The organism is Adlercreutzia sp. CNCM I-6207, assembly GCF_977072305.1.
This window is the reverse complement of the sequence record NZ_CDRVLZ010000013.1, coordinates 57,281-79,831: the sequence shown is the minus strand read 5'-3', so window position 1 is coordinate 79,831 and position 22,551 is coordinate 57,281. Positions and strand designations below refer to the sequence as shown.

General features: G+C 62.5%; 21 protein-coding genes, 2 tRNA genes and 1 pseudogene. 20 read left to right on the top strand and 4 right to left on the bottom strand.

The window, feature by feature from the left end; all coding sequences use genetic code 11:
• The first annotated feature begins 298 nt into the window (after positions 1–298).
• The 3 genes from ACW4QM_RS07965 to ACW4QM_RS07955 all read left to right on the top strand — a co-directional run bounded on the left by ACW4QM_RS07965 (position 299) and on the right by ACW4QM_RS07955 (position 3,003).
• Entirely contained in the window at positions 299–901 is a 603-nt protein-coding gene (locus ACW4QM_RS07965; RefSeq protein ID WP_114539640.1) for an HD domain-containing protein, read from the top strand.
• 279 nt (positions 902–1,180) lie between these two features.
• Positions 1,181–1,612, top strand: a complete 432-nt coding sequence (locus ACW4QM_RS07960) for a universal stress protein (protein WP_114539641.1) — start codon at positions 1,181–1,183, stop codon at positions 1,610–1,612.
• A complete protein-coding gene (locus ACW4QM_RS07955) occupies positions 1,612–3,003 on the top strand; it encodes an MFS transporter (RefSeq protein ID WP_114539642.1) in 1,392 nt (463 codons plus the stop codon). The genes ACW4QM_RS07960 and ACW4QM_RS07955 overlap by 1 nt, the downstream gene beginning before the upstream one ends.
• 83 nt (positions 3,004–3,086) lie before the next feature.
• Here ACW4QM_RS07955 and ACW4QM_RS07950 read toward each other — a convergent pair.
• Positions 3,087–3,160 (bottom strand) — tRNA-Gln (locus ACW4QM_RS07950).
• 20 nt (positions 3,161–3,180) lie between these two features.
• A tRNA-Lys gene (locus tag ACW4QM_RS07945) sits at positions 3,181–3,256 on the bottom strand.
• 446 nt (positions 3,257–3,702) lie between these two features.
• Here ACW4QM_RS07945 and ACW4QM_RS07940 point away from each other — a divergent pair.
• Positions 3,703–4,995 (top strand): hypothetical protein, encoded by a 1,293-nt coding sequence (locus tag ACW4QM_RS07940; RefSeq protein WP_114539643.1) that lies wholly within the window; start codon positions 3,703–3,705, stop codon positions 4,993–4,995.
• Between the two features lie 9 nt (positions 4,996–5,004).
• Here the strand turns inward: ACW4QM_RS07940 and ACW4QM_RS07935 are convergent, their stop codons facing one another.
• Positions 5,005–5,571 (bottom strand): TetR/AcrR family transcriptional regulator, encoded by a 567-nt coding sequence (locus tag ACW4QM_RS07935; protein ID WP_114539644.1) that lies wholly within the window; start codon positions 5,569–5,571, stop codon positions 5,005–5,007.
• Between the two features lie 220 nt (positions 5,572–5,791).
• On the opposite strand from ACW4QM_RS07935, the gene ACW4QM_RS07930 reads away from it, so the two are divergent.
• The 14 genes and pseudogenes from ACW4QM_RS07930 to ACW4QM_RS07865 all read left to right on the top strand — a co-directional run bounded on the left by ACW4QM_RS07930 (position 5,792) and on the right by ACW4QM_RS07865 (position 17,587).
• Entirely contained in the window at positions 5,792–7,093 is a 1,302-nt protein-coding gene (locus tag ACW4QM_RS07930) for an agmatine deiminase family protein (RefSeq protein WP_114539645.1), read from the top strand.
• Between the two features lie 45 nt (positions 7,094–7,138).
• Complete coding sequence (locus tag ACW4QM_RS07925) at positions 7,139–8,221, top strand: ornithine carbamoyltransferase (protein WP_114539646.1); 1,083 nt, start codon at positions 7,139–7,141, stop codon at positions 8,219–8,221.
• A gap of 62 nt (positions 8,222–8,283) precedes the next feature.
• Complete coding sequence (locus ACW4QM_RS07920) at positions 8,284–9,582, top strand: MFS transporter (protein ID WP_114539647.1); 1,299 nt, start codon at positions 8,284–8,286, stop codon at positions 9,580–9,582.
• 81 nt (positions 9,583–9,663) lie between these two features.
• Positions 9,664–10,596: an alpha/beta hydrolase gene (locus tag ACW4QM_RS07915; protein ID WP_161127356.1), complete on the top strand. Its 933-nt coding sequence runs from the start codon at positions 9,664–9,666 to the stop codon at positions 10,594–10,596.
• Between the two features lie 51 nt (positions 10,597–10,647).
• Positions 10,648–11,919, top strand: coding sequence for an MFS transporter (locus ACW4QM_RS07910; protein ID WP_114539649.1), 1,272 nt, complete (start codon positions 10,648–10,650; stop codon positions 11,917–11,919).
• A gap of 364 nt (positions 11,920–12,283) precedes the next feature.
• A complete protein-coding gene (infA, locus tag ACW4QM_RS07905) occupies positions 12,284–12,502 on the top strand; it encodes a translation initiation factor IF-1 (RefSeq protein ID WP_016309306.1) in 219 nt (72 codons plus the stop codon).
• 135 nt (positions 12,503–12,637) lie between these two features.
• Entirely contained in the window at positions 12,638–12,751 is a 114-nt protein-coding gene (rpmJ, locus tag ACW4QM_RS07900) for a 50S ribosomal protein L36 (RefSeq protein ID WP_016309305.1), read from the top strand.
• Between the two features lie 22 nt (positions 12,752–12,773).
• Positions 12,774–13,142 (top strand): 30S ribosomal protein S13, encoded by a 369-nt coding sequence (rpsM, locus tag ACW4QM_RS07895; RefSeq protein ID WP_022740416.1) that lies wholly within the window; start codon positions 12,774–12,776, stop codon positions 13,140–13,142.
• Between the two features lie 15 nt (positions 13,143–13,157).
• On the top strand, positions 13,158–13,556 hold the full coding sequence (gene rpsK / locus ACW4QM_RS07890) for a 30S ribosomal protein S11 (RefSeq protein WP_022740415.1): 399 nt from the start codon (positions 13,158–13,160) through the stop codon (positions 13,554–13,556).
• An 18-nt stretch (positions 13,557–13,574) separates the two neighbouring features.
• A complete protein-coding gene (gene rpsD / locus ACW4QM_RS07885) occupies positions 13,575–14,171 on the top strand; it encodes a 30S ribosomal protein S4 (RefSeq protein ID WP_022740414.1) in 597 nt (198 codons plus the stop codon).
• A 29-nt stretch (positions 14,172–14,200) separates the two neighbouring features.
• Positions 14,201–15,151, top strand: coding sequence for a DNA-directed RNA polymerase subunit alpha (locus ACW4QM_RS07880; RefSeq protein ID WP_022740413.1), 951 nt, complete (start codon positions 14,201–14,203; stop codon positions 15,149–15,151).
• Positions 15,152–15,164: 13 nt separating this feature from the next.
• Positions 15,165–15,599 (top strand): annotated as a pseudogene (gene rplQ, locus ACW4QM_RS07875) (50S ribosomal protein L17); the annotation flags it as partial.
• A 664-nt stretch (positions 15,600–16,263) separates the two neighbouring features.
• A complete protein-coding gene (locus ACW4QM_RS07870) occupies positions 16,264–16,488 on the top strand; it encodes a hypothetical protein (RefSeq protein WP_114549710.1) in 225 nt (74 codons plus the stop codon).
• A 412-nt stretch (positions 16,489–16,900) separates the two neighbouring features.
• A complete protein-coding gene (locus ACW4QM_RS07865) occupies positions 16,901–17,587 on the top strand; it encodes an energy-coupling factor transporter transmembrane component T family protein (protein WP_306506571.1) in 687 nt (228 codons plus the stop codon).
• Here the strand turns inward: ACW4QM_RS07865 and ACW4QM_RS07860 are convergent.
• Entirely contained in the window at positions 17,584–18,570 is a 987-nt protein-coding gene (locus ACW4QM_RS07860; RefSeq protein WP_237974649.1) for a DMT family transporter, read from the bottom strand. The two genes, ACW4QM_RS07865 and ACW4QM_RS07860, sit on opposite strands and share 4 nt — an antisense overlap.
• A 149-nt stretch (positions 18,571–18,719) precedes the next feature.
• Here ACW4QM_RS07860 and ACW4QM_RS07855 point away from each other — a divergent pair, with 149 nt between their 5' ends.
• Together ACW4QM_RS07855 and eno are read left to right on the top strand one after the other, a co-directional pair.
• Entirely contained in the window at positions 18,720–20,645 is a 1,926-nt protein-coding gene (locus tag ACW4QM_RS07855) for an oleate hydratase (protein ID WP_306506569.1), read from the top strand.
• A gap of 207 nt (positions 20,646–20,852) precedes the next feature.
• A complete protein-coding gene (gene eno, locus ACW4QM_RS07850) occupies positions 20,853–22,145 on the top strand; it encodes a phosphopyruvate hydratase (protein WP_022740406.1) in 1,293 nt (430 codons plus the stop codon).
• Positions 22,146–22,551: the final 406 nt, after the last annotated feature.

Sequence of the window (22,551 nt, the reverse complement as noted above, 5' to 3'; positions counted from 1 at the left end):
AAGGGAGCGCGCTAACAGGTCTGTCGATCGGTTTGGCGACTGCGCATCTCGAGGCAACTGGGCAAAAGGCCAGGTCGCAACCTTGTCACTGCTCTGCAGCAGGATCATGCTACGGCGGAACGATCATTTTGCTCGACAGTGAGAGTCTAACAACTCGAAATTCTTGCCCGAAACAAGGACTTGGATTGTTCGAGCACTAAAGTGGGCATAGGGAATTTTGTTTCGCACCCCATAGCGCAAGGGGGTGCATCCCCGTTATAGTGTCAGGAAGCGACAAGCAAGACGAGAGGAGACGCCCATGACCGCACTTTCCGCCGGCATGACCCGCGAGCAAGCGGCTGAACTGCTCGCTGCCCACAACAAGGATCCGTTCCATATCGAGCACGGCGAGACCGTCGAGCAGACCATGCGCTACTTCGCCCGCGAGTACGATCCGGAAAACGAGGAGTTCTGGGGCATCGTGGGCCTTCTGCACGACTTGGATTGGGAAGAGCACGACGACGAGCCGGAGAAGCACACGCTGTACGCCGCGCCGCTCATCGAGGAGGCGGGTGGTACGCCGGAGCTCATCCGCGCTATTCAGTCGCACACCTCCGACTACAACACCGATCTGCCCAAGCCGGAGCTTCAGATGGAGAAGATCCTGTTCGCCACCGAGGAGCTGACGGGCCTCATCGGGGCGGCCATCGTCATGCGGCCGAGCAAGTCGGTCATGGACTTCAACGTGAAGTCGCTCAAGAAGAAGTACAAGGACAAGCGCTTCGCCGCCGGCGTGAGCCGCGAGGTCATCGCCTCGGGCGCCGATATGCTCGGTTGGGAGCTGGACGAGCTGTTCGCCCGCACCATCGAGGCCATGCAGTCCTTCGCCCCCGACCGCGACACGTTCGTCGAGCCGGAGTAGGGGCCTTCTGAGGAAGGTCGTTGGCTTTCGCCGGACGCCTTCTATGGTAAAGAACAGGCGAGCCGCCGCGGCTACGGCGGGCCGCCTCGCAATGCTTTCGAATAATTGTGTTGTGGGGCCGCTTCCGCTGTCAGACGGGGGCGGCTTTTTCTATTGCAACAACTTTGCAAAGAATCGGTGGCGGCAGGCTGGCGGGTCTACAATGGAAAGCGGACTTGATTCGGTTACCTGTTGCCCGACGGGGTGCCGGGGCCGATGCGCGAAGCAGAAAGGATGCCCATGTGGTGCAAGAAGATCCTCGTCGCCTATGACGGCAGTGCCCCCTCCCATCGAGCGCTGGAGGTGATGCGCGAGATTGCCGCCCAGAACCCGGCGGTAGAAGTGGTGCTCGTGCACGTCATGCGCCTGTTCTCGTCGGGCTCGGCCGCCGCCGGCATGGACACCGTCATGGTGGACGACGCCATGGCCATTCGCGAGGAGCTGGAGGCCATCGCCGCCGATATGGTGAACCCGACTGAGGTGCGCGTGCTCAAGGGCACGTCCCCGGCCGACCTCATCGTGAACTGCGCGAAGGAGGAGGGCTGCGACCTCATCATCATGGGCAGTCGCGGCCAAGGCGGCGTGAAGGGCTTTTTGGGTTCCGTGAGCTATGCCGTCACCAAGGAGTCGCCCATGACGGTGCTCATCGCGAAAGAAGGCGACTGCCGCTAATGGCCTCATCTGCTGCCAAGGTTGCTATTCCTTCGCGTTGCGAAAGGCCCGCGCCTGCGCCCGCACCGCTCTGGACGCGCAACTTCATCGCTGGCACCTTCCTGAACTTCTTCATCGCCGGCAACTACTTCATGCTCATGGTGGTCATGACCGCCTATGCGCTTACCGTGTACCAGGCGCCGGCCGCCGTGGCTGCCTTCTGCGCCAGCGCCTTCATCGTGGGCACGCTGTTCTCGCGTTTCGCCGCCGCGCCGATGATGGAGCGCTTCGGACGGCTGCCGCTGCTTATCGTCGGGTGCATCGCCGAGGTGGCGCTTTCGGCGTTGTACCTGCTGAACGAGCCGGTGGGCGCGCTCATCGGCGTGCGTCTGGCCCACGGGTTCTCCTACGGCGTGTGCTCCACCACCATCGCTACGGTCATTACCAGCGTGGTGCCGCCCGAGCGCAAGGGCGAGGGCATCGGGTACTTTATGCTGTCCATCACCCTTGGCAGCGCCATCGGGCCCTTTGCGGGCATTTTCCTGGCGAACAACTTCGGCTATCCGGTGGTGTTCGTTGTGGCGAGCGTGCTCGTGGCTCTTTCCATTCCGGCGGCGCTGCTTCTGCGCCCCGCATCTTCCACGAAGGTGAAGGGGAGCGAAGCGGCCGCCGAGGCCGAGGTGGAAGCGGCCGCCGATGCCGTGGCCGGTGCGGTGGCGGAGGCCCCGGACGAGGAGGCGCGCGAAGATGCCGCCGCCAACCGCGACGAGGCGCTGGCGGCCTCTACCCGCGTGCCCTCCACTCATTTGGAAGAGAAGGTCGCCGCCAAGGTGGAGCATTCGCCGCTCGCCCGTTTCGTGGAAGCCGGCGTACTGCCCATCTCGGTGGTGTGCGGCCTTCTGTTCTTCGGCTATTCCAGCCTGCTCACGTTCCTCACGCCCTACGCCACTGAGATCGGCCTGGCCCGGGCCGCCAGCGTGTTCTTCGTCGTGTACGCGCTGGCCATGTTCGTCACGCGCCCCTTCACCGGCCGCGCCTTCGACCGCGTGGGGCCTCATCCCGTCATGGTGCCGGCGTTCGTGTCCTTCGCGCTCGGCATGGTGGTGCTCGCCTTCGCGGCCAACGACTGGATGATCCTGGGGGCTGCGGCCCTGCTCGGCTTCGGCGTGGGCACCGTGCAGTCGTGCGGGTTGGCTATGGCCGTGCGCGTGACGAGCGATGCGCGCCTGTCGGTCGCCAACGCCACCTTCTACATGCTGCTCGACGTGGGCGTGGGTGTGGGCCCTATCTTGCTCGGCATCGTGGCGCCGCTCATAGGGTACGCGAATCTGTACCTCTGCATGGCCGTCGTAGGCGCGCTCGCCCTGGCCCTGTTCCTCGTTGTCGCCAAAACAGAGAAGGGCGCGCGGTAGGGGAGGGTTCTCGCGGTTGCGTCTCCGTCTCTCAGCAGGCAATGAAAAAGCCGCTCCGGAGAGCGGCTTGCTTGTGCGGAAAATGGCTGGGGTACTAGGATTCGAACCTAGGTAGCTGGTACCAAAAACCAGAGTCCTGCCGTTGGACGATACCCCAGTGCCGTATCGAACGAAAAGTGGTGGGCCCTGCGGGGATCGAACCCGCGACCTTGGGATTAAAAGTCCCCTGCTCTACCGACTGAGCTAAAGGCCCACTTCTTTACGCAATCGCATAGTCTAACGCTCCGTGCGATTTCGGTCAATGAGCAATTGGCCCACGGGGCATCCCCGTTTTTGTGCAAAACACGGCAGATCTCGTAATTGGAGGTGTTGGATGAGGGGTTTGTGAAAAGTATGACCTGGGAAAACGTGTCTTCATTCTTGAAGAACGTGCGTTCCGCACTACGAGAACTACTGTGTTTTGCACAATTGGAGGCATCGGAGGCCCAGAGCGTCGACGTGCCGGTGTGCCGCGGTGTCGGCGCGTCGGTGCGACAAAGCGCCGGGATGCAGGGTTGCAGAATAGTAGCGATGCGATGGTGTTTCGCGAGAGAGAAGTCGCAACTGGTAAACTTAACCGTGAACATCAGGGATAGCGGGGCCGCATGGCCGCCGCTTCAGGGCGTCGCGTCGACGCCCGACGCATTTCGGGAGGCAACCATGCTGCACGCCCACGATGAATCAGTTCGCGCCCACTTGCTGGAGGGCGGCTTCGGCCTGGAGAAAGAGTCGCTGCGCATCGACGGCGGCGGCTTTCTCGCCCATACGCCGGCCGACTTCGCCGACGACGTGCACATCGTGCGCGATTTCTCCGAGAACCAGGTGGAAGTGAACACGCCGGTGTGCGCCACGCCGGCCGAGGCGATCCAATCGCTGGAGCACTACAACGGCCTCGTGCAGCGGGCCATCGCGAATTTGCCCGAGCGCGAGCTTTTGTGGCCCTTCTCGAACCCGCCCTATATCCTGAACGAGAAGGACATCCCCATCGCCCAGTACTTCGGCGACGATGCCGGCAAGACGGAATACCGCGAGTACCTCTCCGACCGCTACGGCCGCTACAAGATGGCCTTTTCCGGCATTCACCTGAACTACTCTTTCGGCGAGGCGCTGCTGCGTGCCGACTACGAGCTCGCCCGCGCGGAGAGTCCCGACGCCCCCGCCATTTTCGAGGCCTACCGCGACCAGTTCTACGTGCGCCTGGCCGAGAACTGCGTGGCCTACAGTTGGATTCTCACCGCGGTCATGGCCGCGAGCCCGGTGTGCGACTCCTCCTTCGTGGAGAAGGGCCGCATCGGCGGCGACCTCTTCCAGGGCCTGGCCACCGTACGCTGTTCGGAGCTCGGTTACTGGAACTTCTTCGCGCCCATTCTCGATTATACGAGTGCGGCGGCCTACGCCGATTCCATCCAGTCCTACATCGACAGCGGCATGATTCGCTACCCCTCCGAGCTCTATTACCCCATCCGGCTGAAAAACTTCGGCCCCTACAGCCTGGAGGGCTTAAAAGAGGGCATCAGCCACATCGAGCTGCGCATGGTGGACTTGAACCCGCTCGTCCGTTCCGGTATCGACGAGCGCGACGTGCTGTTCAGCCAGCTGTTTTTGGTATGGGCCGCCGCCCAAGCGCCGGCGAACCTCACGGTGAAGGACCAGGTGCAGGCCGTGCAAAACTTCAAGAACGCCGCCCACTACGATTTGAAGACCGTGAAGATCGTCATGCCCGACGGCACCGCCTGCTCGGTGGTGAAGGCTGCCAAGCGTATCATCGATGCCATGGAAGCGTTCTTCGATGACTTCGGCACCTCGGTCCACGAATGCCTGGCCTTCCAGCGCCTGAAGTTCGAGGACCCTCACACTCGCTACGCCTGGAAGATCCGCGAGGAATACGGCCAGGGCTTCGTAGCCCGCGGCCTGCAACTGGCCCGCAAGCTCCAGAAAGGGTACGTGGAGTAGGGAAGGACCCTATCCGAAGATGGCTTTCAAGGCCATGTCACGGGTGGCTTTCATGTTGATCTTGCAGCCGCGGAGCATGATGTCGCCGATGCCGTAGATGAAGATGCCCAAGTACTGCTTGGCCGCATCGATGTCCATATCGGCCGAAACGGCGCCGATTGCCTTTCCATGCTCCAGCGCAGTTGCGAATATGGCGCAGGTCTCGTCGTACTGGGCCTGGGCGCTCTCGGTGATGGCCGGAATCTGCCCCGACGTCGATTCGACGGTGGCAACGAACCGGGCCCGCTGCTCATCGTTGCGCAAATTGCTGGTGATGCTCGCAATGAGGGCCGCGAAGGCCTGCTTGAACTCGGCGGGCTCCGTGCAGCCGAGCGCTTCGTCGGCGCTCACGTTGATGAGCGGGTCGATCATCTCGTAGGTGGCCAGCAGCAGGTCCTCTTTGGAAGAGAAGTGGTAGTAGAGGGCCGGCCTCGTGATGCCGAGCTCTTCGGCGATGGCTCCCATGGAGGTGTGGTTGTAGCCCTTCTCCGCGAAGGCCCGATAGGCGATTTCCAGTATTTGATCTCGTGTTGACATGGGGTTTTCCTCGCTCTGCAACCAATAGACTCGTTCGCTCGAAGCTTTTTCGATCGCCTATATATTACCTGAAATCTTTACAGCGTGTAAAAAAACTTACACATTGTAAAAAAATCCATTGACTTTGAGCGGGAAGGTCACTATAGTTTGCCTTACTTACAGTAAGTAAGGAACAAGAGGGGCGTTCGCAAGAGCGCGGGCAGGACGAAAGGAGCAGCAAGTGGAAATTGAGAAGTTCCGATTCCCGGGAGAGTTCGAACCGCAGACCGACGTGTTCATCAACTGGCTTCCCGACTATTGCGCCGGTGAGGACGGCGACAAGGGTCGTGAGGTGCTCGTCGAGGTGGTGAAGAATCTGCTGGGTCACGTGAACGTTCATGTGAACTGCGGCTGCGAGACCTCCCTTGAGGCCTGCAAGCAGATGCTGGCCGATGCGGGTGTGGATGTGTCCGACCCCGATACCGAGGGTCAGCGCAACACCGCCGCTGACAACGGGGATGAGAAGTTCAGCCCCTTCATCCGCTTCACCCAGTTCGACGACTGGAGCGTGTCCATCCGCGACAACGGCCCCGATGTCATGATCGACGACGAGGGCAACACGCTGGCTGTGAACATGCGCTGGAGCAACTACTCCAACAACGACAAGATGGAGCCTGCCCAGCAGCTGGCCCGTCGCTGCGGGGCACAGATGGCCATCGACCTGGATGTGTTCGATGCCATTAACTCCGATATGGTGTCCGAAGGCGGCAATCGCGAGTTCAATGGCGCCGGAGTGATGATCGCCGTGGAGGACACCGAGGTCAACAAGCGCAATCCCGAGTACACCAAACAAGAGATCGAGCAGGAGTACAAGCGCGTGTGGAACCTGGACAAGATCATCTGGATCCCGCAGCCGCTGCTCGAAGACGACGACATACGCAAGGGGCCCATCGACGAGCTGGCCGACGGCACGCTCGTATGGCCCGGCTCCTTCGCCGCCCATGCCGACGAGTACTGCCGCTTCGTGGGCGAGGACACGGTGCTTCTGGCCGAGGTGACCGACGAGGAGGCCGCCGAGAGTCCTGTCAGCGCCGAGAACAAGCGCCGCATCGACGCCGCCTACGAGATCCTCAAGAACGAGACGCTGCCCGACGGCCGCCCGCTGAAGATCGTGCGCATGCCCTTCCCGGAGCATCTCATCTTTCGCGGCAGCCAGGACAACCCCACGGTCATGGGCTGGAAGCAGTTCTTCGACGAGAACGGCGGCGTGGCCTTCGACGGTACCCCGTGGCCCGAGGGCGACTACTGCTTCGTCAACTCCTGCAGCTACTGCAACTTCCTCGTGTGCAACGACGTGGTGTTGGGCCAGCGCTACTGGCACGAGGGCATGGATCCGAAGATCAAGGAGAAGGACGAGCGCGCCAAGGCGGTGCTCGAGAGCGTGTTCCCCGGCCGCGAGGTCGTCATGCTGGACACGTACTGCCTGAACCTGTTCGGCGGCGGCGTGCACTGCTGGACCAAGAACGTGGCAATGCCCCAATAACGTGAGTTCGCAAGGGAAGAAAACAAGAGGAAAGGAATCTCACCCATGCTTAACAACTTCGTAGGAAAGGACATCATCAACATCGGCGACATGACCCCCGACCAGTTCCAGTACCTGCTGGATCTGTCCAAGATGCTGAAGGCCGAGAAGATGACCGGCGTCGATCACGCCCGCTTCCACAACAAGAACGTGGTGGCCCACTTCGAGTGGGAGTCGACCCGCACCCGCTGCGCCTTCGAGACCTCCTGCCATGACCTGGGCCTGGGCTTCACCTACCTGTCCAACTCGCACTTCGGCAACAAGGAGACGGTGAAGGACTCCATCCGCGTGTTCAGCGAGATGTACGACGCCATCGTGCTGCGCGCCCAGCGCGAGGAGGCCTACGTGCGCGAGGTGGCCGACATCGCCACCATTCCAGTCATCAACGCCTGCTGCGAGGGCGACCATCCCACCCAGATGCTGGCCGACGCCCTCACCATGCAGGAGCTTTTGGGCAACCTGAAGGGCCGCAAGCTGGCCTTCGTGGGCAACTGCGCCACCACCGCCATGTGGTACGGCCGCCTGTGCGCGCTTCTGGGCATGGACTTCTACGCCGTGGGCCCCGACGACGAGCGCTACCAGCTGTGCGACTCCTTCAAGGAGAACATCGAGGACCTGTTCGACAAGTGGGCACCGAACAACGAGATCGTGCTCACCTCCGACAAGGAGAAGCTGAAGGGCATGGACGTGGTGACCACCGAGTGCTGGATCTACCAGAACCCCGACGTGCACGACGAGGACCTGGCCGCCACCGGCGACTGGACGAGCTTGGAGTACTCTTACGACGCGTGGCTGCGCCACTCCGACATCATGGAGCCCTACCGCGTGACGAGCGACCTGATGGAAGATTACGTGAAGAACCCCGACTGCCTGGTCATGCATATGCTGCCGGCCTACCACAACGCCGACATGAAGCTGATGCAGAAGTTCCTGGCCGAGGCCAAGAACGAGCGCGACCGCCGCATCCTCACCGAGGGCATCTGCATCTCCGACGAGTGCTTCGAGAAGCACGCCAGCGAGATCTTCCGCGAGGCCGGCAACCGCCAGCCCACCATCAAGGCCTGCCTGGCCGCTGTTCTGGGCATCTAGTCGTCGACTCACCACGGGCGGGCGGCCCGCGCGGCTGCCCGCCGTTCCCGTAAGGAGAAAGCATGTCTACTGAAGTAGCAAAGAAAAGCGGAAGCGGCTACGCCTGGCTCGTCATGGTCGGCTTTGGCATGGTCATGTGCGCCACTATCGGCGCCATCACCGTCATGGGCGGCCTGTTCTACTATCCGGTGTGCGAGGAGCTGGGCTTCGATCTGTCATCGTTCACCCTGTACGTGACGCTATCCATGGTGTTCATGGCGCTGGGCATGCCCATCTGCGGCAAGATCATGGCATCGGGCAAAATCAAGCTGTCGGTGCTCATGACCGTGGCCGTGCTGCTGGAGCTCGTTCCCTTCGCCTGCATGTCCATGTTCACCGAGATGTGGATGTGGTTTGTGGCGGCTGTGCCCATCGGCTTCGGCCTGTCGGCCACCAGCACCGTGACCGCTGCGCCCACCCTGGGCAACTGGTTCCACAAGAAGACCGGTTTCGCCATTGGCATGATCTTCACCATCCAGAGTATCTTTGTGGCGGTGGCGAGCCCCATTTTCAGCAACATGATCGAGATGCTCGGTTGGCGCATGAGCTACGTGGTGCTGGCCATCATCGCCGCGGTCATGGCCCTGCCCTTCACCATCTTCGTCATTCGCTATCGTCCCGAGGACAAGGGCATGCTGCCCTACGGCTACGACCCGAACGCCGTTGAGGAAGAGGGTGGCGCGGTCGCCGAGACCGGCGTGCCCTACAAACTGGCCCTGCGCTCGGTGCCCTTCGTGATGGCCGTCCTCGTGGTCATGATGTCCATGACCATCTCGAACATGAACGTGGTGTTCCCCACCTATGCCGAGGTAGTTGGCCTTGGCGCCATTGTGGGCGGCTTCATGGTGACGGCGGCAAGCCTTGCCGATATCGCTCTCAATCCCATCCTGGGCACCACGGCCGACAAGTTCGGCCCCACCAAGTCGTTCATCGGCTGGACCGTGGTCACCATGGTGTCGTTCGTCATCCTGTACTTCAGCGTGAACAGCCCCATTCTGGCCATCGTGGGCGCGGGCATCAACGATGTCATGTACGCGCTCTGCGGCGTGGGCCTAGCCACCTTCACCATGGCCTGGTTCGGCAAGAAGGACTATGAGCGCATCTTCTCCACGGTCATGATGTTCGGCTATCTTGTTGCCAGCCTGGGCGTGCCCATCATGATGAAGATCTACGAGGTTACCGGTGCCTTCGAGAACGTGTTCGTCTTCGGGTTCATCGTCTGCGCCATCATCATCGTATGCCTGCTGGTGGGCGAGAAGCAGTCCGCGAAGCTGCCCCAGGAAACCGTCGAGGTTGCCGCCGAGGCCGCCCCGCAGGAGTAAGCCCCAAAGCCACCTGCCCTTGTGCCGGGCAGGTGGCTTTTCGCGTTTTCCGATTCTCGAGAAAAGGAGAGGATGAGGGGAATGACCTATCGCTACCATCCCGAGCTCCAGGAGCTCGTAGACGACCCCGCGGGCTTCCCGCCTGCGGAGAAGTTCGTGGGAACCCTTGAGGAAATGCGCGCGTTCGCCGACCCCCTCTACGCCGAGATGCGGGACTTGCCGCTGGCGGAGGGGGTCGTGGCGCGTGATGTGGAGATTGAGACGGCCGACGGCTATCCCATGCGGGCCCGCTGGTACCGGAAGGAGGGGTCGGACGCGCGCTCGGCGGTGATGTACGTCCACGGGGGCGGCATGATCCTCATGGGCATCGACGAGATGGACGCGGATATCTCGCGCTATGTGGCCCTAAGCGGCGTGCCGTTTCTGTCCATCGGCTACCGCCTGGCGCCCGAGCATCCGCGCCCCCAGGCCGAGGATGCCCTCGACGGGTACCTGTGGCTCATCGGCCATGCGGACGAGCTGGGCATCGATGCGCACCGCGTTGCCATCATGGGCGACAGCGGCGGCGCGGGCATTGCGGCGGGGGCCGCTATCCTCGCGCGCGACAGAGGCGTGCCGCTGGCCAAGCAGATTCTCATCTACCCCATGCTGGACGACCGAACCGTGGCCTGCGACGATGAGCTTGACGGCCTTGCACACGTGTGGTTCGCGGAGAACAACAAGATGGCCTGGGAGGCCGTGCTGGGCGAGCGCCGGGGAACCGATGAAGTGCTGCCCTGCGAGGCCCCGGCGCGCAACGAGAGCTTCGAGGGCCTGGCGCCGGCTTTCCTGGAGGTGGGCGAGCTCGACCTGTTCCGCGACGAAACCATCGAGTACGCGAAGCGCCTGATGGCGGCTCACGTTCCCGTCGAGCTCCATGTGCTCACGGGCCTCACGCACACCTTCGACACGTTCCCGCTGCCCATTGCCGACAAGGCCTTCGAGTACCGGTCCTATGTAATCTCGCAGCTGTGAGAGATCGACTTTGGAAACGAATCTTCGAGCTTAGAAACGGAGTTGGATGCAATGACATCTGCGAAAACCGTTGAACAGGGGAATAAGCCCCACTATGCATGGCTTGTGATGATTGCCTATGGTCTGATGATGAGCGGCACCATCGGCTCGTTCTCGGTGGTGGGCGCGCAGTGGTTCTATCCTGTCAGCACGGACATCGGCTGCGAACTCTCTACCCTGACGCTCTATACCACCATAGAAATGGTGTGCATGGGCCTGGCCATGCCCCTGGTGGGCAATTTGCTCACGCGCGTGAAACTGCCGGTCATCCTGATCGCGGCCGTGGCCATGGAGGTGCTGGCCACTGTGGCCATGGCCTTCTACGATGAGCCCTGGATGTGGTATGTCTCCGGTGTGTTCGTCGGTCTCGGGCTGGCGGCCACCAGCACCGTTACCGTCACGCCCACCATGGGTAATTGGTTCGCGAAGAAGACCGGCTTCGCCATCGGCGTGGTGTGGGCCATCCAGGCGCTGTACTGCGCCGTGGCAAGCCCTTTGTTCGCCACCATTATCGAGGCCATTGGCTGGCGCTCCTCATATTTCGTGCTCGCCGCGGCATCCGCATGCCTGGCGCTGCCTGCCATCGTCTTCGTTATCCGCTATCGCCCTGAAGATAAGGGGCTTCTGCCTTACGGGTACGAGGAAGCGGCTGGGCGCGCTAAAACCCTGGCTCCCAGCACCGCGCCCGGCGTGCCGGCAGCCGCAGCGTTCCGCAGCGTGCCGTTCCTCCTCTGCGTGGGCGTGGTGATGCTGTGCCAAGGGACGGCCTGTATGAACGCCATTTTTCCAACCTACGCCGAAGTGGTGGGACTTGGCGCGGTGGTGGGCGGACTGATGGTGTCCTCGGCGAGCCTCTGCGACATTGTCTTTAACCCCCTGGCGGGTGCCACCAGCGATAAATTCGGCTCGACGCGCGCCATGGTGCTGTGGACGGGCATCACCATGGTGTCATTCGTGGTGCTGTACTTCAGCAGCGAGTCGGTGGTAGGCTCGTGCGTAGGCGCTGGTTTGAACGACGCCATGTACGCCATCACCGGCGTGGGCTATTCCACCTTCGCGCTCTCCATCTTCGGCATGAGGGACTTCGAGAAGATCTTCTCGCGCATCACCAGCTGCGGCTACCTGGTTGCTAGCCTGGGCATTCCGCTGATGATGTCCATCTACGAGGCCACCGGCGTGTTCCAGAATGTGTTCGTGTTCGGCTTCATCGTCGATATCGTCATCATCGCCCTGGTCATCCTCGCGAAGAAAAGCAGCCGCACCCTGCGCTGGTTGAGCGAGTAGCCGTCGACCATCTTTTCGTGTAGGGGTGCGCGCCTGGGTTCCCTGTTGTCTCATCTGGGCGCGCCGCCCCCTTGTTTTATCTGCCAAGGTGCGCCTCCCGCTTGCATCGAGGGGCGCACCTGTGCTAGCATACCCAATTGCCGACAAGGCGGCCGCGCGAGGCAGCGCGAACAATACCTGGCGGCTCCGTTTCGCGAACGAGAGCTGCGCGGCTCGACCGCAGGCCTGACAAGCAGGTCATTTTCAAAGCCAAATCCGCTTTTTGGTTTTTTACGCCCTTGTGCGATTTTTTCTTCAAATCCTCTTGCCTTTTTGGTACTATCTTGCGTTGCTGCTTTATCAGTCCGTTTTGGAGGAGCAACTTTTGGCTAAGGAAGATGTAATCGAACTCGAGGGCACGGTGCTCGAAGCTTTGCCCAACGCGATGTTCAAGGTGGAACTCGAGAATGGGCACACCATCCTCGCCCACATTTCCGGCAAGATGCGCATGCACTACATCAAGATCCTGCCCGGCGACCGCGTGACCGTGGAGCTGTCGGTGTACGACTTGAACCGCGGCCGCATCACCTACCGCTTCAAGTAATTCCCCCTCAAGGCCCGCATAGGGTAGCCCCCGCGTGAAGACCCGGATCCTTCGCGCGCGGTCACAGCTGAGAAAACACTCGCCAGCGGCTGGGCGTGCACGTATAGAACGATCCGCATACCGAAAGGAAACGACATGAAGGTACGTCCCTCGGTCAAGAAGATGTGCGACAAGTGCAAGATCATCCGACGCCATGGCAAGATTCTCGTCATCTGCGAGAATCCGCGCCATAAGCAGCGTCAGGGCTAGGAAGAAAGGACTTTAGAACAACATGGCACGTCTCGTTGGTGTCGATCTTCCCCGCAATAAGCGCATTGAGATCGCCTTGACCTACATTTACGGCATTGGCCTCACTACGGCCAAAGAGATCATCGCCGCTACCGGCGTCGATCCCGACATTCGCGTGAAGGACCTTTCCGAGGAAGACCTCGCGAAGCTGCGCGATTACATCCAGCAGAACCTCAAGGTCGAAGGCGACCTGCATCGCGAGGTTTCTCAGAACGTGAAGCGCCTGATGGAGATCGGCTGCTATCGCGGTCTGCGTCATCGTCGCGGCCTGCCCGTTCGCGGCCAGCGCACGCACACGAATGCCCGTACCCGCAAGGGTCCGCGCAAGCAAATCGGCGGCAAGAAGAAGTAGTGAGGTAAGCAAACCGTGGCTAAGAAGCAAGTACGTACTACGCGCATCAAGCGCTCTGAGCGTAAGAACATTGCCGTGGGCGCCGCTCACATCAAGTCTACGTTCAACAACACCATTGTCTCCATCACCGATCCCCAGGGCAACGTGATCTCCTGGCAGTCCGCGGGCACCGTGGGCTTCAAGGGCTCGCGCAAGTCCACGCCGTTCGCCGCGCAGATGGCCGCCGAGGCCGCCGCGAAGACGGCCATGGAGCACGGGCTGAAGAAGGTTGCCGTCTACGTGAAGGGCCCGGGTTCCGGTCGCGAGACCGCCATCCGCTCCCTGCAGGCTGCCGGCCTCGAAGTGGCCAGCATCCAGGACTGCACCCCCATCCCGCACAACGGCTGCCGCCCCAAGAAGCGTCGCCGCGTGTAACTGAAAGGATCGTACATTATGGCAATCAACAGAACTCCGGTTCTCAAGCGCTGCCGTCAGCTGGGCATCGATCCTGTGGTGCTCGGTTACTCCAGCAAGAAGGAATCCATCCGCCAGCCCAAGCGTCGCCGCAAGGAGAGCGAGTACGCTATGCAGCTGCGTGAGAAGCAGAAGGCCAAGTTCATCTACGGCGTGCTCGAGAAGCAGTTCCGTGGGTACTTCAAGCGCGCCAAGTCCATGGAGGGTCAGACCGGTGAGAACCTGATGACCATCCTGGAGACCCGTCTCGACAACGTGGTCTTCCGCCTGGGCTTCGCCCGCACCCGCAAGGAAGCCCGCCAGATGGTGACCCACGGCCACATCTGCGTGAACGGCCGCCGCGTGGACATCCCGTCCTTCCGCGTGCGTCCCGGCGAGCTCGTCTCGGTGGCCCCCAAGGCCAAGGAGCTTCTCGTGGTGAAGAGCGCTCTGGTCTCCAACGAGCGCGTTCAGGTCCCGGCATGGCTGGAGATCGACATCGAGAAGCTGCAGGGCAGCGTGCTGTCCCTCCCGACGCGCGACCAGATTGATCTGGACATCAACGAGCAGCTCATCGTCGAACTGTACTCGAAATAATCGCGACTTTTTTAGGAGGCTACCCATACATGACAGAGTTCATGAGGCCTACCGTTACCACGGAGGAAGTCAACGACACCGTTGCCCGCTACATCGTCGAGCCGCTCGAGCGCGGCTACGGCAACACGCTGGGCAACTCCATGCGTCGCGTGCTGCTCTCCTCGCTGGACGGGGCTAAGGCCACCGCCATCCAGATCGAGGGCGTCCAGCACGAGTTCACTACCGCGGAAGGCGTCATCGAGGACATCGCCGACATCGTGCTGAACGTGAAGGGCCTGGTGTTCTCCCAGGTGTCTGACGAGGCCGACGAGGCGACCGCCCACGTGTTCGCCGAGGGCCCCTGCACGGTGACCGGCGCCGATCTGGAGGTGCCGGGCCAGTTCAACCTGGTGAACCCCGATCACGTCATCGCCACGGTTGCCGACGGCGGCCAGCTGGACATGACCATCCGCATCGGTGTCGGCCGCGGCTACGTGTCCGCCGAGCGCAACAAGCGCACGGAGGACCCCATCGGCATCATCCATGTGGACTCGCTGTTCTCGCCGGTGCGCCGTTGCACGATGAACGTGACGGACACCCGCGTGGGCCAGCGCACCGACTACGACAAGCTGGTTCTTGAAGTTGAGACCGACGGATCGCTCGCCCCCACGGAGGCAGTGTGCCGCGCGGCCAACATCATCAACCAGTACATGGGCGCGTTTTTGGCTTTGGCTTCCACCGGCGAGGAGGAAGAGGGCGAGGCTCCCTCCATCTTCGCGCCGGAGGGTCAGGAGTCCAACGCCGAGCTTGACAAGCAGATCGAGGATCTGGACCTTTCCGTCCGCTCCTACAACTGCCTGAAGCGCGCGGGCATCCATTCCGTGCGCCAGCTCGTCGAGTTCTCCGAGAACGACCTGCTCAACATTCGGAACTTTGGTGCGAAGTCCATCGAGGAAGTGAAGGACAAGCTCATTTCCATGGACCTCAATTTGAAGCTTTAGGAGACAAAGAGTTATGAGACACAACAAGAAGGGTCGCAAGCTCGGCACCGACTATAGCCACACTAAGGCTATGAAGCGCAGCTTGGTGTCCGCCCTGTTCCTGAACGACCGCATCAAGACGGTGGAGTCCCGTGCCAAGGAGATCCGCCCGCAGGTCGACAAGGTGATCACCTGGGCCAAGCGCGGCGACCTGCATTCCCGCCGTCTGGCCATCGCCTACCTGAACGACAAGGAGCTCGTCCGCGAGATCTTCGAGAAGGTCGCCCAGGGCATGTTCCAGGATCGTCCCGGCGGCTACACCCGCATCATGAAGCTCGGGCCCCGCAAGGGCGACAACGCCCCCATGGTCATCATGGAGCTCGTGACCGAGCCCTGCGTGCCCAAGGCCGAGCGCAAGGCTGCTGCCGAGAAGAAGGCCGCTACCAAGAAGGCTGCCCCGAAGAAGGTCGCCAAGAAGGCCGACAAGTCCGAGGAGCTCGCCGAGGATCTGGGCTTCGAGGCCGACGGCACCGTCGAGCAGATCGAGGCTGTAGACGCCGCCGAGGCCGTTGCCGAGAACGGCGCCGAGATGACCGATGCCGAGAAGGTCGAGGCCGTCGAGGAGAAGAAGGCCGAAGAGGCCGAGGCGTTCCGCGAGACCGAGGAGACCGCCGGTGATCCCGCCGAGGCCGCCAAGGAGGAAGCCGAGAAGGCCGAGGCCGAGGCTGCCAAGGAGGTCGAGACCTCCGAGGTGGAGAAGGCTGAGGAAGAGAAGGCCGACGTCAAGAGCGAGTAATCGTTCGACTGGGAACTTCGGGTGCGCCGCGCGCCCGCCAGCCGCAAAAGCGGAGCGTGGAAGCATCGTTCTATACCGGAGAAGCCGCCCTCGGGCGGCTTCTCTGCGTTTCCTCCCGTAGGGGGCGACCTCGGTCGCCCCTTGCCGCAAGCGCGGTATGACTTGCGGCGCGGGTCTCATGACGGCAAGGCAACGCGCGTCCAACCTCTGAATTACTATCGGCCCGCTCAAGTTTACCTTGCTGCTGAGGCCCATAGAATACTCCTTGCAAGGGCAACCGATCTTGCTCCTGCAGTGTAAGTTCATGGGTATCGCACCGATTGAAAGGAGCCGGATCATGGCTGACAAGGATACGCTGATGGAGGAGTTCGTTGCGACCGAGGCCGCCAAGAACGAAGATGCCGCCAAGGATCTCGAGCGCGTCGAGCAGCAGGTTGTGGCCGAGGCCACCATGTCCACCGAGTACGATGACGCGCTGGGCAACGAGCAGGCTGCCGCCGAGGATGCGGAGACTGCCTTCGAGTTCGAGCAGGCCGAGATTGCGGCCGAGCAATCGCTCTAACATCTGCATGCGGGCCGTGCGGTTCGCCGATTCGAGGCCGGTTCGCTAACTCGCCGGCTTCATGATGACTCCACCAAGCCTGGGCTCTTCCTTAACAGGAGCCCGCGGGATGGCTTGACGGAATTGAAAGAAGGCGCCCCTTGAGCATAGGGGCGCCTTCTTTTGCGTCTCTGCACAAAACACGAGCGCACACCGGCGTCTGGCCGATGGGGGAGGGATGGCGTCCGTGACGATGGGGGCTCTGTGGGATACTGGCGACATGGAAAAAGCCTCGATATATTCTGTCGCATCCGAGAAGGGGGACGCCGGTGCTGCTCGCGCAGACGCTGCGAAACGCGCAGGCGGTGCGAGATGCGGCGCCGGCGAAGCTCGCCGTGCCGCGCGCATCGGTGCGAAAGGGACACTGCGCACCGTGGACGCCCGTGTGAAGATCGGGCTGCTCGTGGCCTATTCCGTGGCGCTTTTCTGCACGGAAAACCTTCTGGGTCTGGGTGTGGCGGCTGCGCTGCTGGCGGCCGTGGCCTCCGTCGGGGACGTCCCCGTTGCCCGTCTGCTGCGCGAAGGGGCCTTCGCCTACCTCATTGTCGGCTTCCTGCTCGTCTACAATGTTGCAGCCTCTGGGTGGCTTGCGGGAATCGCGGTGGCCCTCCGGCTGCTTCTGCTGGTATGGGCGAGTCTTTTGCTCATGGCGCTTTCCACGCCTGCAGAGCTTTCCGAGGCGCTGCGCCAGCTGCTCTCCCCCCTGGGCCGTCTGGGACTGCCCGTACGCGACTTCACGACGTCGCTTTCCATCGCCCTGCGGTTCATGCCGCTGCTTTCCGAGGAGCTGAGGGCCGTGAGGGCTGCCCAGGCCTCGCGGGGAGCCGCCTTCGAGGGCGCAGGGCTCGTGGGGCGCCTGCGTGCCTATGGGGGCCTCATGGTGCCGCTGCTCGTGGGGCTTTTCCGTCGGGCCGATCGCCTGGCATCCGCTATGGAGGCGCGCTGCTACGGAGCTTCCGGCGTGCCGACGTCGCTTGACGGGCGCCGTTTCGCCTTTGGCGACGGGGCGGCCCTCCTCGTCGGCGTTGTCGCCTGCGCCGCCTTCGCGCTTATTCCCTAGGAGCTTGCGACAAGGTCGCTGTCGTCCTCGTCGACTATCGGAATGCTGCGCGACTTAGGGGCATCGGGCGATTCGCCCGCCTTTAGGCGCTTTTCGCTCTTTGCCCGCGCCGGTGCCAGCTCGCTTATCAGGATGGCGGCGAAAATGAGGACGAAACCGACTGCCATGCGCCCGGTGACCACCTCACCGTAGAACAGCACACTGGCCAGCACGCCGAACACCGATTCCAAGGACAGCAGAAGCGAGCCTTGGGCCGGCGACACGTGGGCGAGTCCGACGTTCTGGAAGAGATAGCACAGCCCCGAGGCGAACACCACGAGGTAGAACAGGTTGAAGGCGAACTCCGGCGTGAGAGCCGCCAGGTTCGGTGCAGGCTCGGTGAGAGCGCCGACGACAAGTCCCGCAATGCCGCCGAAGAGGAACTGGTACACGGTGAGCGCGAGCACGTTGAAGCGCTTCGAATAGCGCGCGATGGCGATGATCTGCGCCGCGAAGAAGACGGCGCACAGAAGCGTCATGGCATCGCCGAACTCGAAGGCGAGCGAGCCGGCGGTGAGCGACACGAGCCCGATGCCCGTGATGCAGAGAGCGGCGGCGCCCACGTTGGCGAAGGTGGGGCGCTTGCCGGCGACGGCCCACAGCATGAAGGGAACAATGACGCAGTAAGTGGCCGTAAGGAAGGCGTTCTTGCCCGGCGTGGTGTCGGCGAGCCCCACCGTCTGCACCCAGAACGCGAGGAAGGTCACGGCGGCCAGCACAAGTCCCGCCTTAAGGCACGGCCCGTTCAGCGTGCCCGCCAGCGACCGATGGAACACCGCGGCCATGAGCAGTCCCGTCAGGAAGAAGCGCACGCCGATGAGCTGGGCCGGCGGCAGCACGTCGACGGCGTCCTTCATCACCACGAAGGCGAACCCCCAAATAATGGTGGCCGCCAACAGCATGAGCTTGTACACGAAGCCCGGGATATGTCTCTTCTCAGTCACAGCCAGCCATTATAGTGCGGCCTTTCGCGTTTCGCCAGGTTACTGCCAGCCAACGGGGGCGCAACGGAATCTTGTTGACGGATGCGGGCGCGCGGAGCGGCCGCATGATGGAAGGTAAGCATTGAACCCGACCAGAGAGGACGTGCGCTATGTACTATTCCAGCGGCAACTACGAGGCCTTCGCCCATCCGCTTCCGCCCGAGGGCGTGGAAAACAAGCAGGCCTACATTATCGGCAGCGGCCTGGCGGGACTCGCTGCGGCGTGCTTTCTTGTGCGCGACGGCCGAATGCCCGGCGAGAAGATCCACATTCTGGAGCGCGACCCGCGCGCCGGCGGCGGTTGCGATGGCTGGGAGTACCCGGGGCTCGGCTTCACCATGCGCGGCGGCCGCGAGATGGACAACCACTTCGAGGTGATGTGGGATCTGTTCCGCGACATCCCCTCCATCGAGGATCCGTCGGTATCGGTGCTCGACTACTACTATTGGCTGAACAAGCGCGACCCCAACTACTCGCTGTGCCGCGCCACGCAGGATCGCGGCCGGGACGCCCATACCGACAACAAGTTCAACCTGTCCGACAAGGCCTGCATGGAAATCATGAACCTGTTCTTCACCCCGGAGGAGGAGCTGCAGGACAAGGTCATCACCGAGTACTTCTCCGATGAGGTGCTGAACTCGAACTTCTGGTTGTACTGGCGCACGATGTTCGCCTTTGAGAATTGGCACTCGGCACTGGAGATGAAGCGCTACGTCACCCGCTTCGTGCACCATTTGGGCGGCCTGCCCGATTTCTCGGCCCTGCGTTTCACGCGGTACAACCAGTACGAGTCCATGATCCTGCCGATGGTGAACTACCTTGAGGCGCACGGCGTGGACTTCCAATTCAACACCCATGTGACCGACGTGCGCTTCAGTTGCGACGACGCCAAAGACGACAACCGCAAGCTGGCCACGGAGATTCGACTGGTGCGTGAGAACAATCCGGCGGCCATCGATGCCGCCGAGGGGCTGCCCGAAGACGGCAAGACGGCCCCGGCTGCCGATACGGGCCGCGAGGAGACCATTCCGCTCACGGAAAACGACCTCGTCTTCATCACGCCCGGCAGCCTGGTGGCCCACTCCTCCTTCGGCAGCCAGGACGCCCCGGCCCGCTTCGCCCCCGAGCTCACCCCCGGCGACGGCTGGGATCTGTGGAAGAAGATCGCGGCCCAGTCGCCGGAGTTCGGCCGCCCCGAGAAGTTCTGCGGCGATCCGGAGAAGAGCAACTGGGAGAGCGCCACGGTGACCACGCTGGATGAGAAGATCCTGCCGTACATCGAGAAGATCTGCAAGCGCGACCCGCTCTCCGGCGGTGTGGTGACGGGCGGCATCGTGTCGGTGAAGGACTCCAGCTGGCTGCTCTCCTGGACCATCAACCGGCAGCCGCAGTTCCGCGCCCAGCCCGAGGGACAGGTGTGCGTGTGGCTCTACGGCCTGTTCACCGACGTGCCCGGCGACTACGTGAAGAAGCCCATGCGCGATTGCACCGGCAAGGAAATCTGCGAGGAGTGGCTGTACCACCTGGGCGTGCCCGAGGAGCAAATCGAGGAGCTGGCCGAGCATTCCGCGAACACGGTGCCCTGCATGATGCCCTACATCACGGCCTTCTTCATGCCCCGCGCCGATGGCGACCGTCCGCTCGTCGTGCCTGAGGGCGCCGTGAACTTCGCCTTCATCGGCCAGTTCGCCGAGACGCCGCGCGACACTATTTTCACCACTGAGTACTCCATGCGCACTGGCATGGAGGCGGTATATACGCTGCTCGCCATCGACCGCGGCGTGCCTGAGGTGTGGGGCAGCGTGTTCGACCTGCGCGTGCTGCTGAACGCGACGGTGCTTCTGCGCGACGGCAAGCCGGCCACGGACATGAACATGAACGTGCTGGAGAAGCTGCTGCTGTCGAAGGGCTTGAAGGAGATCGAGCACACCGACATCTACGGCCTTCTGAAGGAATTCGGCGTCATTCCGACCACCGACGAGAACCGGGACGTGCCCGTGCCCGCCACGGGTGCCGTGTGGCCGGGCATCCATTAACCCGCCTCTGCGCCGTTGTTGGGGCTCTGTCTGAGGGCGAGAGCCGTCGTCCTTGTTGGTTGCGGTGCCCGATTGGGCCCGGCAGCGACCCCTGTTTTATGCGCCCCGTGCGGAATGAACCCGCGCGGGGCGCTTGCGCTTGCGTCGTTCGTGCTATGATGGTGAACGCTGATTAGAAGCATCAACCAACCTTCAAGGAGGCACTACATGAGCGTCATCATCGATGTGTACGGGCGCGAGGTTCTCGATTCTCGCGGCAACCCCACCGTCGAAGTGGAAGTCGTGCTGGAAGACGGCGCCTTCGGCCGCGCGGCGGTTCCTTCGGGCGCTTCCACGGGCGCTTTCGAGGCCGTGGAGCTGCGCGACTGCGACAAGAGCCGCTATTTGGGCAAGGGCACGCTGGATGCCGTGGCCCATGTGAACAACGAGATCGCCGACGTGCTCATCGGCCTCGAGGCCGAGGATCAGCGCATGGTGGACGCCGCCATGATCGAGGCCGACGGCACGGAGAACAAGGGCGCGTTTGGCGCCAACGCCATCCTGGGCGCTTCTTTGGCCGTGGCCAAGGCTGCCGCGGAGGCCGCCGAGCTGCCGCTGTACAAGTACGTGGGCGGTGCGAACGCGCATCTTCTGCCGACGCCCATGATGAACATCCTGAACGGCGGCGTGCATGCCGACAACAACGTGGACTTCCAGGAGTTCATGATCATGCCCGTGGGCGCCCCCACCTTCGCCGAGGCTCTGCGCTGGTGCGCCGAGATCTACCACACTCTGAAGAAGGTGCTGCATGATGCGGGCCTTGGTGGCGGCGTGGGCGACGAGGGCGGATTCGCTCCCAACCTGAAGACCAACGAGGAGCCGCTGGCCTACATCGTGGAGGCCTGCGAGAAGGCCGGCTACAAGCCCGGTACCGACATCCTGTTCGCCATGGATCCCGCCTCCACCGAGTTCTACAACGCCGAGACCGGCAAGTACGTGCTGGCCGGCGAGGGCCGTGAGCTGACGAGCGACGAGATGGTGGACTACTGGGAGGCGCTCGTGAACAAGTACCCCATCGTCTCCATCGAGGACGGCATGGCCGAGGAGGACTGGGACGGCTGGAAGAAGCTGACCGACCGCATCGGCGATCGCGTGCAGCTGGTGGGCGACGACCTGTTCGTCACCAACTCCAAGCGCCTCGCCAAGGGCATCGAGCTGGGCTGCGCCAACGCCATTCTCATCAAGGTGAACCAGATCGGCTCCCTCACCGAGACGCTCGAGGCCATCGAGATGGCCAAGCAGGCCGGCTACGCCTGCGTCATGAGCCACCGCTCCGGCGAGACCGAGGACGTGACCATCGCCGATCTGTCCGTGGCCTGCAACACCGGCCAGATCAAGACCGGCGCCCCCTGCCGGTCCGACCGCGTGGCCAAGTACAACCAGCTCATCCGCATCGAGGAGCAGCTGGAGGGCCAGGCCCAGTACGCCGGTATGAAAGCCTTCTACAACATCAAGCGCTAGAGGGCCGAGCAGGGGCTCGCAGTCCACAAGGTTCGCCTTGGGAGGCGAGCGCACAAACGACTAAAGAAGGGCCGCTTCATAACGAGGCGGCCCTTCTTCTGTTTCGCGGCAGCCAGCTGGGATCGCTTTTGCCTGTTCTCGGTCGACGAACCCCTCTGTTTCTGCACGAAATCTCGAGTTATAAGCGTCCGGAATCCGCAGAAGAACTCGCGGCTGAGAACGGCTTTTGCAAAATGCCTGGTCAAAGCGTTGCGCTTGGTAAGGGAGTTCCCGGCATCGGGTTGCGGGCGTGCCCGAGACGCTGATAACTCAAGATCTCATGCAGAAAACGGGTAGCTCGTTGACCGAGATTTCTTCAGAACGGCCTTGGGGAGCCCAAAAGCACGCCGGCGGCGTCTTCGCGTTG